This window comes from Blautia sp. AF34-10 (assembly GCF_003477865.1).
GTDB lineage: Bacteria > Bacillota > Clostridia > Lachnospirales > Lachnospiraceae > Fusicatenibacter > Fusicatenibacter saccharivorans.
On the sequence record NZ_QUED01000005.1, the window covers coordinates 91,685 to 110,553 of the forward strand.

The window sequence follows — 18,869 nt, forward strand, 5'->3', positions numbered from 1 at the left end:
TAGGTTTTGCGGTAAACCTAAAGAACGGCCCGCATTATAAAAACAAAATGAACAGGAGAAGAGTAATGGAGAAAAAGTGGTGGCACAAAACGGTCGGATATCAGATTTACCCGAAGAGTTTTCAGGATACCAATGGAGACGGCATAGGAGATCTGAAAGGCGTGATCCGTCATCTTGACAAAATAGAAAAACTGGGAGCCAATGTCATCTGGCTCTGTCCGGTGTTTGCATCCCCGATGGTGGATAACGGATACGATATTTCCGATTACATGGATATCGACCCGTCGTTTGGAACGATGGAGGACATGAAGGAGCTGATTGCGGAGGCAAAAAAACGCGGCATCCGCATTCTGATGGACCTTGTCGTGAATCATTCCTCTGACCGGCATGCGTGGTTTCAGGCGGCACTCAAAGATCCGTTTGGAAAGTACGGAAAGTATTATGTGTTCCGGGAAGGAAAAGACGGCAAAGAGCCGAACAACTGGCGGTCGATTTTTGGCGGCAGCGCGTGGGAGAAAGTACCGGGATATGATAAACTGTATTACCTCCACATCTTCACAAAAGAGCAGCCGGATCTCAATTGGGAGAATCCCAAATTGCGGGAAGAAATTTATGAGATGATTTTAAAATGGATGGATCTGGGACTTGGCGGATTCCGTCTTGATGCGATCAGCCATCTGAAAAAGAATTATCAGTACACCAACCTTCCGCCGGATGGACCGGACGAGTACAATATGGCGTTCGAGTATTTCAACAATGTAGACGGTCTTGCCGATATCTTGTGTGAAATGAAGGAGCGCACCTTTGCGCCGACCGATGCGCTGACGATCGGAGAGTACGATCACATGGGACCGGAGGATGTGGAGGATGTGATTGGGGAAAACGGCAGTTTCTCGTCCGTTTTCGATTTTTGTCACACCCTCGACAATGTGCGTAATCCGAAATGGGGCAATACCGTGGCGCTGTTTGACGATTATCGCGATCAGCTTTTTGCGGCACAGAAAATCGTGGATGGCCGCGGCATGCTCTGTAATTTCCTTGAAAATCATGACAAACCGCGCAGCATCGACCGGTTCCTGATGCCGGAGGACCAGAACCGCTGCAGCGAAAAAATGCTTCCGGTCACTAATTTCTTCCTGCCGGGTATTGTGTTCCTGTATCAGGGACAGGAAATCGGCATGCGCGACGACCCGAAACAGTCCATTCAGGGATTCGTCGATAAACCGACCTTTGCTATTTACGACCGCCTGATTGCCGAAGGAAAAACGGATGCGGAAGCGCTCGAGCAGATCAACTGCGAGAGCCGCGAGCACAGCAGAACTCCGATGCAGTGGGATGCATCTGCCGAGGCGGGATTCACAACAGGTACGCCGTGGTTCCCGGTGAATAAAAACTATACGGAACTGAACTATGAGGCCGAGGAAAAAGATCCTGATTCCCTGCTGTGGTTCTACCGCAAAATGGTGGCAGTAAGACGACGTGAAGATCTGGAAGAAACCTTCCTCTACGGAACGCTGATTCCGGAATACGAGACGGTAAGCGGCGTTCTGGCGTACCGCAGGAAGGATGAGAAGAATAATGTTCTGATCCTTACTACTTCTCTTGCGGATGGCATTACATTGCCATTTACAGATACAATCGAAGAAGTACTTCTGAATAACTATGACACCTGCGAGGCGGGCGAGGGAACGATCCGTCTGCAGCCGTATCAGTGTCTGGTGCTGAAGGTAAATAAATAGACAAAAAACGGAAACAAAAACTGCGGTTCTGCGGATGCATATGCTTTGCGGAACCGCAGTTTTTCGCAGATAGAGAATTAAAATTTCCCCTTGACATACTCCTTGGGAAACGTAAAAATAGAATTAAAAGGTGTGGGAGAGCAAAAGGAAAAGAGGATGAAAAAACAGGAGAAAAAAACAGGTCTGAAAGAAATCCTGAAAGGGGGTCAGGAGACGCTGCCGGGATTTCAGTTTCAGATCTATCGGGCGGAAGACAAGAGATCACTATGGAATGCAGATTTTGAGATTCTGTTTCTGCTGAAAGGTGATGGAAGAGTCAGTTATGAAGACGGTGTTGTGTATCGGGTTCAAGAGAAGGATCTTTTTGTTGTGAATGGGTTTCAGATTTGTTCGATTGATCTGAATGAGCAGGGGATTCTGCTGTCGTTGAAAATGAGTGCAGATGCGATTGCGTCCGTTCATATTGAATTTTTAAAATATGAGATAGAATGCAGATCCTTTTTGTTCACGGAGGAGCAGCAGGAAGCATTTGATGTAATACGCAGTGATCTGGCACGGGTTTTTCAGGAAGCATACAAAAACGATATGATGCAGCCTGTCAATGCGCGCAGTCGGATAACGGCGCTTCTTGAGGATCTTTCGAGGTATTTTGCTGCCGGTGAACGGATGAAACATTCCAGGAGCGGCCGTGAACGGATTCAGATGGCGTCGGATTATATTCTGCAGCATTATAAAGAAGCAATCACGCTAGAGGATTTGGCGGACCATATTTATCTGAGCCGGACGTATATTTCAAGGAGCTTCCCGCGGTATTTTGGTGTTTCGTTTCTGGAATACATAACTCAGGTACGTCTGGCGCATGCAATTCTTGATATGCATGGAGATGCGACGCTGACGGAGATTGCATACAATAACGGATTTTCTAACGAAAATGTGATGATCCGCGCATTCCGAAAATATTTCGGCATGACACCGGGAGAATATCGGAAAAGCATAGTTCAGACTGCCGTAAGAGAAGAAGAAAAGAATTGCGGGCTCATTAAGTATATCGACAGAACAACAGAGGACTATGAGAAAGACAACGATGTATACCGGGTACTTTTGCAGTATGCGGGATTCCGAGAACAGGAATTTGATGCGGAAAAAGAAAATTCAGTTCAGATTCTGGCTGCACTGGGAGGAAGAAAACAGAGAATAGCAGGGCATTGGAGGCGTATCATCAATGGCGGCTATGCAAGATCTGTTCTGGATGCACGTGTGCAGGAGGAACTGGCGCAGGCGATTCGTGATATCGGATATGAATTTATTCGGGTAAAGGGAATTCTGGACGATGATATGTGCGTGCTGCGGAGAGATATGAAAGGAGAAATACGGGTCGGATATCAATATATTGATGCGGTTCTTGATTTTATTCTTTCCATTGGAGCGAAGCCCATGATAGAATTCGGTCATATGCCGGGGCTGCTGGCAGAGCAGCCGAGTCAGATTACCATGCGTCCGGTGCAAAATGCCGCGCCGAAGGATCTGGAAGCATGGAAAAGACTGATCGGCGGGATTATGGATCATCTGCGCACCCGGTATGGAGTGGAACGGATGCGCAACTGGATTTGGGTTCCTTGGGTGAACGCGGATTTCTTTGAGAACTGCGGGATGGATCGGTATATAGAGGTTTACCGGATTTCCCATCAGGAGATTAAAAGAATCTGCCCGGATTTTCTGACCTGTCTTTCTTATGGAACGATGGGAGAACATGGGATAAAAGAGCTGCTTTTGAAAATGGAGGAGGCGGGCTGCCTTCCGGAAATTTACGGAGTACGCAGCTTTGGCGCAGTTATGTCATGGGAAGAGCAGGAAGACCTGAACCTGATTGTCAATAGTGACAGCTTTGATTTTGCAGTCAGCCGGGATATGGATTATTTGCAAAACTATCTTCGGAAAATCAGAAAGAGGCTGCAGAAAATGGGATTTCAGGGAACACCGATCATTGTGGACGAGTGCAGCAATAATGTATGGCAGAGAGATCTGTGCAATGATACCTGCTATAAAGCGGCATGGCTGTTTAAAAACATGCTGGAAAACGAGAATGAGGCAAATGGCCTTGCATATTTTTCCATCAATGACCGTCTGGATGAGATCTTTCCGGTACACGATTCTTTCCATGGAGGATTCGGAATGTTTACGGATGATGGGATACCTAAAGCAGTTTATGGTGCGGCAAAACTTCTCGGAAAGATGGGGACGCGTTTTGTTGCATCGGGAAAAGGGTATTTTATCAGCACCGAAGAAAGAGAAGAGAAAATACAGATTTATCTCTACAATTATGTGCATTATGACATGCTGTACCGTCATCGCCATACCGTCAATATTTCACGGACAGATCGATATCGTGTTTTTCAGGCGGGAGAAAATCTGACATTTTCTGTGCAGCTCCAAAAAGTGCCAGGGGGAGAATACCGTATCCAGTGCTATAAGATTACGCGCGAACAGGGCAGCCCATATGACTGCTGGGCGGCGATGGGTGCGCCGGAGGCAATGACATCGGAAGAGAAGGAAATGATATGCCACAGTGCAGATCCGGAGTACCGTGTCTGGCGGGAAACGGTGGGAGAGGAACAGATTCTTTCTGTTCAGGAACATTTGAAGGTACATGAGGTTGCATGTATAGAGATAATTTGCCTGAATCATTATCGAGAATTGCACTAAAAAATATGAAAACATAATAATAAAACAGAAAAAGACAAGAAAATGAGAAATAGCGTGTGGAAAGTGAGTAGAAAATTGCCAAAAAAATCCTTATACTGAGAAACAGAACAAAGGTCGTAGGCGCATGGTACGGCCACAAAGAGGGCGGAAGAGAGAAGGAGATTCATCCGCAGCCTCAAAAATGTATGGAGGAAAAAACAATGGCAGCAAAAGAACAAGCTTCGGCAAAGCAGAGCCTTACCGAAAAGATCAGCACGAAAGAGAAGGTCAGCTACGGATGCGGAGATCTGGCCAGTAACCTGATTCTCGTGCTGACATCCACATTTGTAGCGTATTTCTACACCGATGCACTGGGATTAAATGCAGCAATCATCGGAAGCATCATGATGTTTTCCCGTTTTGCAGACGGTGTCACCGACATGCTCATGGGATATGTCATGGACCGCGTCAAAACGAAATATGGAAAGGCAAGACCATGGCTGTTATGGCTGGCAATACCGATTGCAGTAGCATGTGTACTTGTATTCCTCGTTCCGAATACCGGAACCGTTGGAAAGTATGTTTACGTAACGATTACGTATAACCTCGTTACCACATTCCTTTACACGATGATCAACATTCCTTACGGCGCACTGACATCCTTAATGAGCCGTGATCAGGGACAGAGAACTGTCATCAACGTATTCCGCATGTTTATGGCACAGGTTGGTTCCCTTATCATCAATGCATCTACCCTTCCGCTGGTAAATAAAATGGGTGGAAGCAGCAACCAGAAGAGCTGGATCATCGTATCTGCGATTTATGCAGTCATCGCAGCAATTCTGTTCTTAGTATGTTTCAAAAACACCAAAGAGCGTGTTACCGTATCTTCCGAGCAGAAAGAAGATGTCAACTTTGTACAGTCTCTGAAATTGATCTTCAAAAACAGCCAGTGGCTGCTGCTCTGCGGCATCTGGATTACTATGTGCCTTGGCATGGGCGCCAGCGGTGCGGTTGGAACTTACTATGCAAAATATATTCTGATGAATGAGAACATGGCAGGATTTATCTCATCTGTTTCTATCATTCCGGTTCTGGTTCTGATGCCGTTCTGTGTACCGCTCAGTCTGAAATACGGAAAACGAAACGTAGCCCTTGTCGGAACTTTCTTCAGCCTTGCCGGCCAGCTCCTGATGGTCATCAATCCGACCAATGCTACCTGGCTTCTGGTATGCTCGCTGATCAAAGGTGTCGGCTCAGCAACCCTGACCGGAACCATCTTCGCAATGGTAGCCGATACGATTGAGTACGGCGAGTGGAAAAATGGAACACGTGTCGAAGGTATGCTGTATTCCACCACAACCTTCGGTGCGAAAGTAGGAAGTGGCTTCGCAAGTGCCGTTGCTTTGTGGGTCATCTCCGCAGCTGGTTATAACGGACTTGCCGCAACCCAGACCGCAAGTGCACTTTCTGCAATCAAAGCCCTGTATCTGTGGATTCCGATTCCGTTCTATGCAATTATGATTCTCTTCTATGTATTTTATAAACTTGACAAAATTTATCCGCAGGTAATGGAAGACCTGAAGGCAAGAGAGGCAGCAAAAGAAAAACACTAAAACAAAAACACTAAAACAAAAACCGAAAAATCGGTCCCACAAAAGGAGAAGATCTTTTTGCGGGACCTTTTTTGTGGTACAATACAACAAAAAAATCTATCATGAGGTGTGAAATGGAAAGAGAAAACAGAGACGAAGACATGATGCTGAAAGGAACAAAACAGGAAATGCCGGGATTCTATTTTCGGCTACTCCGGTCGGAGGAGAAACGGGAACTGTGGAATCCGGATTTTGAACTTTTATTTCTGCTTCGTGGGACGGGAAGAGTCAGCTACGAGGACGGAGAAGTTCACAGTCTCCCGGTGGGATCTGTCTTTGCGATCAACCGGTTTCAGATCTGTGATCTGGATCTGGACGAAGACGGACTGGCCCTGTCGCTCTGCATTTCAGCGGAGACAATTGCTTCATTTCACATTAAGCTGCTGAAATGTGAAGTCAAATGTCAGTCGTTTTTTTATATGGAAGATCAGCAGGAAAAATTTGACCTGATCCGGCGGGATATGGCACGAATCTTTCTTGAAATGTACAAAAATAATGAGGAACAACCGGTCTATATGAAAAGCCGTGTGACGGCGCTTCTGGAGGATCTGCTTTCTTACTTTACATCCAAGAAAAAGGTGGAACAGGGCCGGAGCGGACGGGAACGCCTTCAGCGGGCATCGGACTATATTCTGCAGCATTACCGGGAAGAGATTACGCTGGAGGATCTGGCGGATCATCTTTATCTGAGCCGTGCCTATATTTCACGGAGCTTTCCGCGGTATTTCGGCGTATCATTTCTGGAGTACGTGACTCAGGTGCGCCTGGCGCATGCCGTACAGGAAATGCACAGCGGCGCAACGCTGACGGAGATTGCCTATCGCAATGGATTTGTCAACGAGACGGCGATGATCCGCGCATTCCGCAAATACCGCGGTATGACACCGAGCGAATACCGGAAGCAGATGAAACATACGGCAGAACAGAGTGAAAAGAAAGGAAAAGAGCGGGAAAAAACGGCGGGAGACCATGATATTTTCCAGAATCTCCTGCAGTATGCAGCGGTCACGGAGCAGGAGGTTGAGACGACAAATGAGAGTGCCGTTTCCGTGACAGCGGCAGTAAACGGACGGAAACCAAGAGTGGCAGGCCACTGGAAGCGCGTGATCAATGCCGGCTATGCGGCAAGTGTGCTGAACCGCGAGGTGCAGGATGAGCTGGAACAGCTGGTGCAGGAGCTCGGCTATGAGCTGATCCGCGTAAAAGGAATTCTTGATGATGATATGTGCGTATTTCGGCGGAATATGTGGGGCGAGATTCAGTTCTGCTGGAACTATATTGATGAGGTGATCGATTTCATCCTTTCCACGGGAGCGAAGCCGTTGCTGGAATTCGGCCATATGCCGTTGCTGCTGGCAAAAACAGACCCGGGAAGAACGATGCGTCCGGCGCTAAGCAGCTCTCCGCGAGATCTGGCTGAGTGGCGCATGCTGATCAAAAACCTGATGGAACATCTAAGGGAACGGTATGGAATCAACCAGATGCGGCGCTGGATTTTCAACCCGTGGATCAGCGGAGACGTGATCACGATTGATGGAGGAGATGAGTTCTTTGAGACGTGGAAAGCATCGTACGAGGAGATGAAACGTGTGAGCCCGGATCTTGTAACATGTCTTTCCTTTGGTCTTGGACCGGAGGAACATCTCAAAGCCTTTATCGAAACTATGAAGGAAAAGGAATGTGTGCCGGAAATTTTTGCATTCCGCTCGTTTGGCACGGTGATCTATGGAGAGGAAGAGGAGAAAATGAATCTGATCCAGAACAACGAGAGCGTCAATATGATTGTGAGCCGCGACCCGGATTTTCTGCGGAACCGCGGGGAGAAGGTAAAAGGTCTGCTGCAGAAGGCTGGGCTTGGTGCACTGCCGGTTCTGGTGGATGAGTGCAGCAGCAACATCTGGCAGAGGGATCTGTGCAACGATACCTGTTATAAAGCGGCATGGCTGTTTAAAAATCTTCTGGAAAATGAAGAGGCGCTGCAGGGAATTGCGTATTTCTCGGTCAATGACCGTTTGGATGAAGTATTTCCGGCGCGGGAAACGTATCATGGAGGTTTTGGGCTGTTCACGATGAACGGCATTCCAAAGGCGGTCTGCACTGCGCTGCGGCTGCTCGGCAGAATGGGATCTCGTCTGGTGAAGCGTGGGGACGGCTATTTTATCAGCACAGAGCCGGAGAAAAACCAAAGCCAGATTTACCTTTACAACTATGTTCACTACGATATGCTGTACCGCTACCGCCATGCCGTGAATATTTCCCGCACGGACCGTTACCGCGTATTCAATATGGGGGAAATCCGGACCTTTTCAGTGAAGCTGACCGGACTGGAACCGGGAAAATATTGCCTGCGGCTGTATAAAGTGACGAAAGAGCACGGCAGCAGCTACGATGCGTGGGTGCGGATGGGAGCTCCGGAGCGGATGAACCGGATGGAGCGCGCGATGCTGTGCCACAGTGCGGACCCGGAATACCGTGTCTGGGAGCAGGAAACCGACCCGGAAGGCAGCCTCACGGTGCAGGAACGCCTGGAGCCGCACGAGACGGCGCTGATTGAGGTGGAGCAGATTCTGTAAAATCTTCAAAAAATTGCACTCGCGGTGGGAGAATACAGAGAAAGAGTGGAAAAAAAGCAACAATATAAGAAGATCTTGCGGCAATTCGAGTAGAAAAGGACGAAAATATTGTTTATACTGAAAACAACATAAATGCTAAATTCTACAGAAAAGAGGTATTTCAAAATGGGGAAAATATTTGATTACGATGGCGTGCCGGTGCTGCATACCACATCCGGCGATTTAAAAGGTTATTTTTATGACGGTGTTTACATTTACAAAGGAATTCCGTATGCATACGCAGACCGTTTCCAGATGCCGGTTCCGTCCAAATGGGATGGCGTGAAGGATGCGACAAACTACGGCTTTGTATGCCCGCTTCAGAACCAAGATACACCGAACGGCGAGCTTATGGTTCCGCACCGCTACTGGCCGCAGGATGAGCACTGCCAGTCCTTAAATATCTGGACAAACAAACTTGATCCGGAAGCCAAAAAACCGGTTCTCGTATGGTTCCACGGCGGTGGATACGCAGCGGGATCTTCCATCGAGCAGGTTGCGTATGACGGCGTCAGCATCGCAAAGAAAGGTGATTCGATTCTTGTTTCTGTCAACCACAGACTGAATATTTTAGGATATCTGGATCTGTCTCCGTTTGGGGAAAAATACAAAAACTCCGCAAACGCAGGCCACGCCGATATGGTGGCAGCCCTGCAGTGGGTACATGACAATATTGCCCTGTTCGGCGGCGATCCGGAGAATGTAACCATTTTCGGCCAGTCCGGCGGCGGAATGAAGGTGATTGACCTGATGCAGATTCCATCAGCAGACGGCCTGTTCCAGAAAGGCCTTGTCATGAGCGGTGTTATGGAGGACGATCCGCTCGGCGCAGGAGAGAAAGACGGCACGGAGATTATTACGGCAATGATGAAAGCGCTCGGCTTTGACGATGTGGCTCAGCTGGAAACTGTACCGTATCCGCAGCTTGCTGCTGCATATGCAAAAGTGGCTCCGGCGATTGCACAGAGTGGCGGCTACATCGGCGGCGGCCCGAAAAAGGGCGATTACTTCTATGGAAATCCATTCGACGCAGGCTTCCGTGAGCATGCACATCAGATTCCGATGATGATCGGAACCGTATACGGCGAGTTCGCAACGTTTGCACCGGCAGCTTATGATAAGAACAAACTGACAGCGGAAGAGATTCTGGAAATCCTCAAAAAGGTTTATGGAGACAATGCCGAAAAGGTTCTGGACGCTTTCAAAGAAGCATATCCGGAGAAGAACGGCGTAGATGTTCTTGCCATCGACCGTGCAATGCGTGAGCCGACCGTAAAACTTGCCAAACTGTTCGCAAAAGGCGGCGGCAAAGCATATCTCTACAACTTCGCTCTGGAATTCCCGTTCCAGCACGGCAAGCCGGCATGGCACTGCTCCGATATCCCATATTTCTTCGGAAACGCAGATCTCGTAGAAATTTGTGGCATCCCGGATGTCAGCGATAAACTGGAAAGCGAAATCTTCGGAGCACTTCTTGCCTTCGCAAAGAACGGCACCCCGGATCATGCCGGACTCCCGCACTGGCCGGAAGTAGAAGCAGAGGATGCGGATACCATGGTGTTTGACCGCAAAACGGAAGTAAAACACAACTACGATGATAAAGTGTTTGCAGAGATCAACAAAGTTCTGAAACCATGGAGCTTTATGGACATGATGGCTGACAATATTCAGCATTAAAAAGAACGATTCGACGCGGCATAAGCGAAATCGGGATGGAGCTCTGAAATATTAAAAAATTAGAATAAAAAAACCGCCTGTTTGATTTGAAAAATAAAAAAATCAAACAGGCGGTTTTTTCTGAAAATTCGGTGCTTTCAATCACATCTAAAGTATTATTCTAACAGGGTCACGGAAGAAAAACCAGTAAAAAACAGATTGTACTGAAAAAAATACAATCTGTTTTGTTGACACACTTGAAAAAACATGATAATCTAGAAAATGCACTATTATGGCAAGATATGCCTAAAACCTTTTGTTCAGGCATGAGCGGTAATAAATATATTATAACACAAGGGGTGACAACGTCAATGGAGAAAAACAGAATACGTCCGATACCTACCGGAAAAAGTATGCGAATGAGTTACCAGAGACAAAAAGAAGTATTGGAAATGCCCAACTTGATTGAAGTCCAGAAGGATTCCTATGACTGGTTCCTGAGAAGCGGACTCAAGGAAGTCTTTGATGACATTTCACCAATCTCCGACTACGGCGGACGGCTGAGCCTTGAATTCGTAGACTTTACACTGTGTGAAGATGACGTAAAATACTCAATCGAAGAGTGTAAACAGCGTGACGCTACTTATGCGGCACCGTTAAAGGTAAAAGTAAGATTATATAATAAGGAAAAAGACGAGATCACAGAGCACGAAATTTTCATGGGTGATCTGCCGTTGATGACAGCAACAGGAACATTCGTTATCAATGGTGCAGAGCGAGTAATCGTCAGCCAGCTGGTACGTTCCCCTGGTATTTATTACGGCATCGCACATGATAAGCTCGGAAAGAGACTGTTCTCCTGTACCGTAATCCCGAACCGTGGAGCATGGCTGGAGTACGAGACCGATTCCAACGACGTCTTCTATGTCCGCGTAGACCGTACCAGAAAAGTTCCGATCACAGTCCTCATCCGTGCACTTGGAGTAAGCTCCAATGCAGAGATCGTAGAGCTGTTCGGTGAAGAGCCGAAGATTCTTGCAAGCTTCACCAAAGATACTTCCACCAACTATCAGGAAGGTCTTCTCGAGCTGTACAAGAAAATTCGTCCGGGCGAGCCTCTCGCAGTAGAAAATGCAGAGAGCCTCATCATGAGCATGTTCTTTGACCCGCGTCGCTATGACCTGGCAAAGGTAGGCCGTTATAAATTCAACAAGAAACTTGCACTGCGCAGCCGTATCCGCAACCAGATCCTCGCTGAGGATGTTGTAGATCCGTCAACCGGTGAAATCCTTGCAGAAAAAGGCACCACCGTTACTCTGGAACTCGCAGACAAGATTCAGAACGCAGCAGTACCGTATGTATGGATTCAGACAGAGGAGAGAAACGTAAAAGTTCTTTCCAACTTAATGGTAGATCTGAAAGCATGGGTAGATGTTGACGAGGAAGAACTTGGCATCAACGAGAAAGTATACTATCCGGTTCTGGAAAAGATCCTGGAGGAAAATACCGATATCGAAGAGATCAAACAGGCGATCAAACGTGACATTCACGACCTGATTCCGAAACATATCACAAAGGAAGATATTTTCGCTTCCATCAACTACAACATGCATCTGGAATACGGCGCAGGAAATGCCGATGATATCGACCACCTGGCAACCGTAGAATCCGTGCCGTAGGTGAGCTGCTTCAGAACCAGTACCGCATCGGTCTGTCCCGTATGGAGCGTGTGGTACGTGAGCGTATGACAACACAGGACATCGACGGAATTTCTCCGCAGTCCCTGATCAATATCAAACCGGTTACAGCTGCAATCAAAGAGTTCTTCGGATCTTCCCAGCTGTCCCAGTTCATGGATCAGAATAACCCGCTTGGAGAGCTGACGCACAAGAGACGTCTTTCCGCCCTTGGACCTGGCGGTCTGTCCCGTGACCGTGCCGGATTCGAGGTTCGAGACGTACACTACTCCCATTACGGAAGAATGTGCCCGATCGAGACTCCTGAGGGACCGAACATCGGTCTTATCAACTCTCTGGCATCGTATGCGCGCATCAACGAGTATGGCTTCGTTGAGGCTCCATACAGAAGAATTGACAAATCAGATCCGAAAAATCCGCGTGTTACCGACGAAGTAGTCTACATGACCGCAGATGAAGAGGATAATTACCATGTAGCACAGGCAAATGAGCCGCTGGATGCAGAAGGACACTTCCTCAACAAGAACGTTTCCGGACGTTATCTGGATGAGACCCAGTCCTACGAGCCGCACATGTTTGATTACATGGACGTGTCTCCGAAGATGGTATTCTCCGTTGCTACGGCGCTGATCCCGTTCCTTCAGAACGACGATGCGAACCGTGCGCTGATGGGATCCAACATGCAGCGTCAGGCCGTACCGCTGATGATCACCGATGCTCCTGTAGTAGGAACCGGTATCGAAGCAAAAGCAGCCGTAGACTCCGGTGTCTGCGTCGTTGCAAAAAAAGCAGGAACCATTTCCTATTCCTGCTCCAACGAGATCCGCATGAACAATGATGACGGAACAAAAGATGTTTACCATCTGACCAAATTCATGCGAAGCAACCAGAGCAACTGCTACAACCAGAAACCGATCGTATTTAAAGGTGACCATGTAGAGGCCGGCGAAGTAATCGCAGACGGTCCGTCTACCTACCAGGGCGAGCTTGCTCTTGGTAAAAACCCGCTGATCGGATTTATGACCTGGGAAGGATATAACTACGAGGACGCCGTACTCTTAAGCGAGCGTCTGGTACAGGATGATGTTTACACTTCCATCCACATCGAGGAGTACGAGGCAGAGGCCCGTGACACCAAGCTTGGACCGGAAGAGATCACAAAAGACGTTCCGGGCGTCGGCGATGAAGCCTTAAAAGACCTGGACGAGCGTGGAATCATCCGCATCGGTGCAGAGGTACGTGCCGGTGATATTCTGGTCGGAAAAGTAACTCCGAAGGGAGAAACCGAGCTGACCGCAGAGGAGCGTCTGCTCCGTGCCATCTTTGGCGAGAAAGCAAGAGAAGTACGTGATACTTCCCTGAAAGTACCGCACGGTGAGTATGGTATCATCGTGGACGCCAAAGTATTTACCCGTGAAAACGGCGACGAACTTTCTCCTGGAGTAAACCAGGCAGTCCGCATCTACATCGCACAGAAGAGAAAAATCTCTGTCGGCGATAAGATGGCTGGTCGTCACGGAAACAAGGGTGTTGTTTCCCGTGTACTTCCGGTAGAGGATATGCCGTTCCTGCCGAACGGACGTCCGCTGGACATCGTGCTGAATCCTCTGGGTGTGCCGTCCCGTATGAACATCGGACAGGTGCTGGAGATCCACCTGAGCCTTGCAGCAGCAGCGCTGGATTCAACGTTTCCACTCCGATCTTCGACGGCGCAAACGAGAAAGATATTCAGGATACCCTGGAACTGGCAAACGATTATGTAAACATGGAATGGGATGCATTCTCCGAGAAATATAAAGATATTCTGCTTCCGGAAGTATATCAGTATCTGGAAGAGCATCTGGATCACAGAGAACTGTGGAAGGGTGTTGATATCGCAAGAGACGGTAAGGTACAGCTCCGCGACGGACGTACCGGTGAGCCGTTCGATGGAAGAACGACAATCGGACACATGCATTACCTGAAACTGCATCACCTGGTAGACGATAAGATTCATGCCCGTTCTACCGGCCCATACTCCCTCGTTACACAGCAGCCTCTGGGTGGTAAAGCTCAGTTCGGTGGACAGCGTTTCGGAGAGATGGAGGTTTGGGCGCTTGAGGCGTACGGTGCATCCTACACGCTGCAGGAGATCCTGACTGTGAAGTCTGACGATGTGGTTGGCCGTGTGAAGACATACGAAGCCATCATCAAGGGCGACAATATTCCGGAGCCTGGTATTCCGGAATCCTTCAAAGTATTGTTGAAAGAGCTGCAGTCCCTGGCACTCGATGTCCGCGTACTGCGTGATGACAATACCGAAGTTAAAATTATGGAATCAGTTGATTACGGTGATACCAACCTGAACCACATCATCGAGGGAGACCGTTACTCTGACAGAGAGGACGAGAGATTTGGTGACTATGGATTCTCCAAGAAAGAATTTGACGGAGAAGAAATGGTAGATGTGGAAGAGGATGAAGAAGAAGACTCTTATCTTGATCTGGATGAAAGTTCAGATGATGACATGTAACTTGTAGATCTTCGCTTTGCGAGGAAAGGGGTAATCAAATGCCAGAAACAGCAAAAAAAGAAAATTACCAGATGAGCTTTGATGCCATCAAAATAGGACTTGCCTCCCCGGAGAAAATCCGGGAGTGGTCCCATGGCGAGGTAAAAAAACCGGAGACCATCAACTACAGAACGCTGAAACCGGAAAAAGACGGTCTGTTCTGTGAAAGAATCTTCGGACCAAGCAAAGACTGGGAGTGCCATTGCGGTAAATATAAGAAAATTCGCTACAAAGGCGTAATCTGCGACCGATGCGGCGTAGAAGTAACAAAATCCAGTGTGCGCCGTGAGCGTATGGGACACATTGAGCTGGCAGCTCCGGTATCCCACATCTGGTATTTCAAAGGAATTCCGTCCCGTATGGGACTGATCCTGGATCTGTCTCCGAGAACTCTGGAAAAGGTTCTGTATTTCGCAAACTACATCGTTCTTGATGCAGGCGATACCAAATTACAGTACAAACAGGTTCTGACCGAGAAAGAATACCAGGATGCCAGAGAGGAGTTCGGAAACAGCTTCCGTGCAGGTATGGGTGCGGAATCCATCAAAGAGCTTCTGATGGCAATCGATCTGGAAAAAGAGTCTGCTGAATTAAAGGCAGGTCTTAAAGATTCTACCGGACAGAAGAGAGCCCGCATCATCAAGAGACTTGAGGTTGTTGAGGCATTCCGTGAGTCCGGAAACCGTCCGGAGTGGATGATTCTTGATGCGGTTCCGGTTATTCCGCCGGATCTGCGTCCTATGGTACAGCTTGACGGAGGACGTTTTGCAACATCTGACCTGAATGACCTGTACCGCCGTATCATCAACCGTAACAACCGTCTGAAGAGACTGCTGGAGCTCGGTGCACCGGATATCATCGTGCGCAACGAGAAACGTATGCTCCAGGAGGCAGTTGATGCCCTGATCGACAACGGCCGCCGCGGCCGTCCGGTAACCGGTCCTGGAAACCGTCCTCTGAAATCTCTGTCCGACATGCTGAAAGGTAAATCCGGCCGTTTCCGTCAGAACCTTCTTGGTAAACGTGTTGACTACTCCGGCCGTTCTGTTATCGTCGTAGGACCGGAACTGAAGATTTACCAGTGCGGTCTGCCGAAAGAAATGGCAATCGAGCTGTTTAAACCGTTCGTTATGAAAGAGCTGGTTTCCAACGGCACTGCACATAACATCAAAAATGCAAAGAAAATGGTCGAGAAACTCGAGCCGCAGGTATGGGACGTTCTCGAGGACGTCATCAAAGAGCATCCGGTTATGCTGAACCGTGCCCCTACCCTGCATCGTCTGGGTATCCAGGCGTTCGAGCCGATTCTGGTAGAAGGTAAAGCGATTAAGCTGCACCCGCTGGTTTGTACCGCATTCAACGCCGACTTCGACGGTGACCAGATGGCTGTCCATCTGCCGCTGTCTGTAGAAGCGCAGGCAGAGTGCCGTTTCATGCTTCTTTCTCCGAACAACCTGCTGAAACCGTCCGATGGTGGTCCGGTAGCCGTTCCTTCCCAGGATATGGTTCTTGGTATCTACTATCTGACACAGGAGCGTCCGGGCGAGAAGGGCGAAGGAAGCTTCTTCCGCGATATGAACGAAGCCATCCTGGCATACGAGAACGGATATATTACCCTGCAGACCAAGATTACCATCCGCTGCGAAAAAGAGATGGAAGATGGTACTGTAATGCAGCAGAACGTAAGCTCCACACTCGGAAGATTCCTCTTCAATGAGATTCTGCCGCAGGATCTGGGATACGTAGACCGTACGGTTCCGGGTAACGAGCTTGCGCTTGAGGTTGATTTCCTCGTTGCAAAGAAACAGCTGAAACAGATTCTGGAAAAAGTCATCAATACACACGGAGCTACCAAAACCGCAGAGGTTCTGGACTATATCAAGGCAACCGGATATAAATACTCCACCCGTGCAGCCATGACCGTATCCATTTCCGATATGACCGTGCCGCCGCAGAAGCCGGAGATGCTCGCCGAAGCACAGGCAACGGTAGACAAGATTACAAGAAACTTCAAACGTGGTCTGATTACAGACGAAGAGCGTTACAAAGAGGTTGTAGATACCTGGAAGAAGACCGACGATGCGCTGACAAAAGCATTGCTCGACGGACTGGATAAATACAATAACATCTTCATGATGGCTGACTCCGGAGCCCGTGGTTCCGATAAGCAGATCAAACAGCTGGCTGGTATGCGAGGACTGATGGCCGATACAACCGGACACACCATCGAGCTGCCGATCAAGTCAAACTTCCGTGAAGGTCTTCAGGTACTGGAATACTTCATGTCCGCACATGGAGCACGAAAAGGTATGTCCGATACCGCGCTTCGTACCGCCGACTCTGGTTACCTGACCCGTCGTCTGGTAGACGTTTCTCAGGACCTGATCATCCGTGAAATCGACTGTGCCGAGGGCAAGGACGAAATTCCGGGTATGTGGGTCAGCGAGTTCACAGACGGAAAAGAGCAGATCGAGAGTCTGCAGGATCGTATCACAGGCCGTTTCTCCTGCGAGACGATCAAAGACAAGGACGGCAACGTCATTGTAAAAGCAAACCATATGATCACCCCGAAACGTGCTGCCCGTGTCATCAAAGACGGCATCAACGAGAACGGTGAGCATTATACAAAAGTAAAAATCCGTACCATTCTTACCTGCCGTTCCGGTAACGGAATCTGCGCAAAATGCTATGGTGCCAACATGGCAACCGGCGAGGCAGTACAGGTTGGTGAGTCTGTCGGAATTATCGCAGCACAGTCGATCGGTGAGCCTGGTACACAGCTGACCATGCGTACCTTCCATACCGGTGGTGTTGCCGGTGGAGATATCACACAGGGTCTTCCTCGTGTCGAGGAGCTTTTCGAGCAAGAAAGCCGAAAGGACTTGCCATCATCACCGAAATCGCCGGTGTTGCACAGATCAAAGACACCAAGAAGAAACGCGAAATCGTTGTTACCAATCCGGAAGACGGCGTATCCAAGACATACCTGATCCCTTACGGATCCCGTATTAAGATCGCAGACGGAACAGTTCTGGAAGCCGGAGACGAGCTGACCGAGGGTTCTGTCAACCCGCATGATATCCTGAAGATCAAAGGTGTACGTGCCGTTCAGGATTACATGATCCGCGAGGTACAGCGAGTTTACCGTCTGCAGGGTGTAGAAATCAACGATAAGCATATCGAGGTTATCGTTCGCCAGATGCTGAAGAAGATCCGCATCGAGGAAAACGGAGATACCGAATTCCTTCCGGGCGACATGGTAGACTTCCTGGATTACGACGAGACCAACAAAGCTCTGATCGCAGAAGGCAAAGAGCCGGCAGAAGGAAAACAGGTACTGCTTGGTATCACCAAAGCATCCCTGGCATCCGATTCCTTCCTGTCCGCAGCATCCTTCCAGGAGACCACCAAGGTTCTGACCGACGCTGCTATCAAGGGTAAGGTTGACCATCTGGTAGGCCTGAAAGAGAACGTTATCATCGGTAAACCGATCCCGGCCGGTACCGGTATGAAGTGCTACAGCAACATTCATCTGAATACCGACAGCATGATCGAGGAAGAAGAGGACGAGGATCTGATTCTGACCGAAGATCTTGAGGACGATGCTCCGGCAGCTCCGATGGCAGAAGCTCCGGTTGAAGAGCCGTCAGCTGAAGAGGAAGAGCCGATGCTCGACTTCGACTTTGAGGAAATGATTCCGTCAAAGGATGATACCGAGGAGTAAACCCTTCAACAAATAATAGCAAGGATTCTCCCACCTCTATAGGTGGTGAGATGAATTGCAAATAAGAAAGTTAACGGCAGTGGCGGGCGGAGAGAAATCGGTATCCCCCACTGACATGAGGCAAACCACAGTCAGCATTCTGCTGACATGTCAGACTCTGTGAAATTACCGACTGTGGATTGAAACAAGGTTAAAAAATAAATATGTCATTTGTGAAAAGCAGAGAATTTTCGGTTCGCCGGGGTCTCTGCTTTCCTTGTGTTTTCGGGAGCATTTTGTTACAATGGAGACAGAAAAGAGGGAAGCCTATGTGGATAAAAAAATTACCTGGCATCGTGGCAAATGCGGCGGTACTGATTCTGGATATATTTGTGATTCTGATGATTGCAGCGCTGTTTCTCCACCAGCAAACGGCGGGAGAGCGTGTGAAAGAGACGATTACGCGTTTTTCCACGACATCGGAGGAGTATTATTCCGAGGGAGAGGCATACAGCCAGAAGAGCGACCGGGTGCATACGTATGCGGTGAAAGAACAGTCTAAATAAGAGGAAAA

Annotated in this window: 6 protein-coding genes and 2 pseudogenes; all 8 read left to right on the forward strand. The window is 48.6% G+C overall.

Annotation, left to right across the window (positions count from 1 at the left end):
- Window positions 1-65 precede the first annotated feature (65 nt).
- The 8 genes and pseudogenes from DWZ60_RS04585 to DWZ60_RS04620 all read left to right on the forward strand — a co-directional run bounded on the left by DWZ60_RS04585 (window position 66) and on the right by DWZ60_RS04620 (window position 18,861).
- A complete protein-coding gene (locus DWZ60_RS04585) occupies window positions 66-1,739 on the forward strand; it encodes an alpha-glucosidase (protein ID WP_119221320.1) in 1,674 nt (557 codons plus the stop codon).
- Window positions 1,740-1,895: 156 nt separating this feature from the next.
- Complete coding sequence (locus DWZ60_RS04590) at window positions 1,896-4,442, forward strand: GH39 family glycosyl hydrolase (protein WP_117510449.1); 2,547 nt, start codon at window positions 1,896-1,898, stop codon at window positions 4,440-4,442.
- Window positions 4,443-4,642: 200 nt separating this feature from the next.
- The gene (locus DWZ60_RS04595; protein WP_117510483.1) at window positions 4,643-6,037 is read left to right on the forward strand and encodes an MFS transporter; all 1,395 of its coding nucleotides are present in this window, start codon (window positions 4,643-4,645) and stop codon (window positions 6,035-6,037) included.
- Window positions 6,038-6,150: 113 nt separating this feature from the next.
- Window positions 6,151-8,649, forward strand: a complete 2,499-nt coding sequence (locus DWZ60_RS04600; RefSeq protein ID WP_158576315.1) for a GH39 family glycosyl hydrolase — start codon at window positions 6,151-6,153, stop codon at window positions 8,647-8,649.
- 165 nt (window positions 8,650-8,814) lie between these two features.
- Complete coding sequence (locus DWZ60_RS04605) at window positions 8,815-10,365, forward strand: carboxylesterase/lipase family protein (RefSeq protein WP_117761434.1); 1,551 nt, start codon at window positions 8,815-8,817, stop codon at window positions 10,363-10,365.
- A 350-nt stretch (window positions 10,366-10,715) separates the two neighbouring features.
- A pseudogene (gene rpoB / locus DWZ60_RS20640) lies at window positions 10,716-14,553 on the forward strand (DNA-directed RNA polymerase subunit beta).
- A gap of 38 nt (window positions 14,554-14,591) precedes the next feature.
- A pseudogene (rpoC, locus tag DWZ60_RS04615) lies at window positions 14,592-18,316 on the forward strand (DNA-directed RNA polymerase subunit beta').
- Between the two features lie 308 nt (window positions 18,317-18,624).
- Entirely contained in the window at window positions 18,625-18,861 is a 237-nt protein-coding gene (locus tag DWZ60_RS04620; protein WP_055266947.1) for a hypothetical protein, read from the forward strand.
- Window positions 18,862-18,869 lie beyond the last annotated feature (8 nt).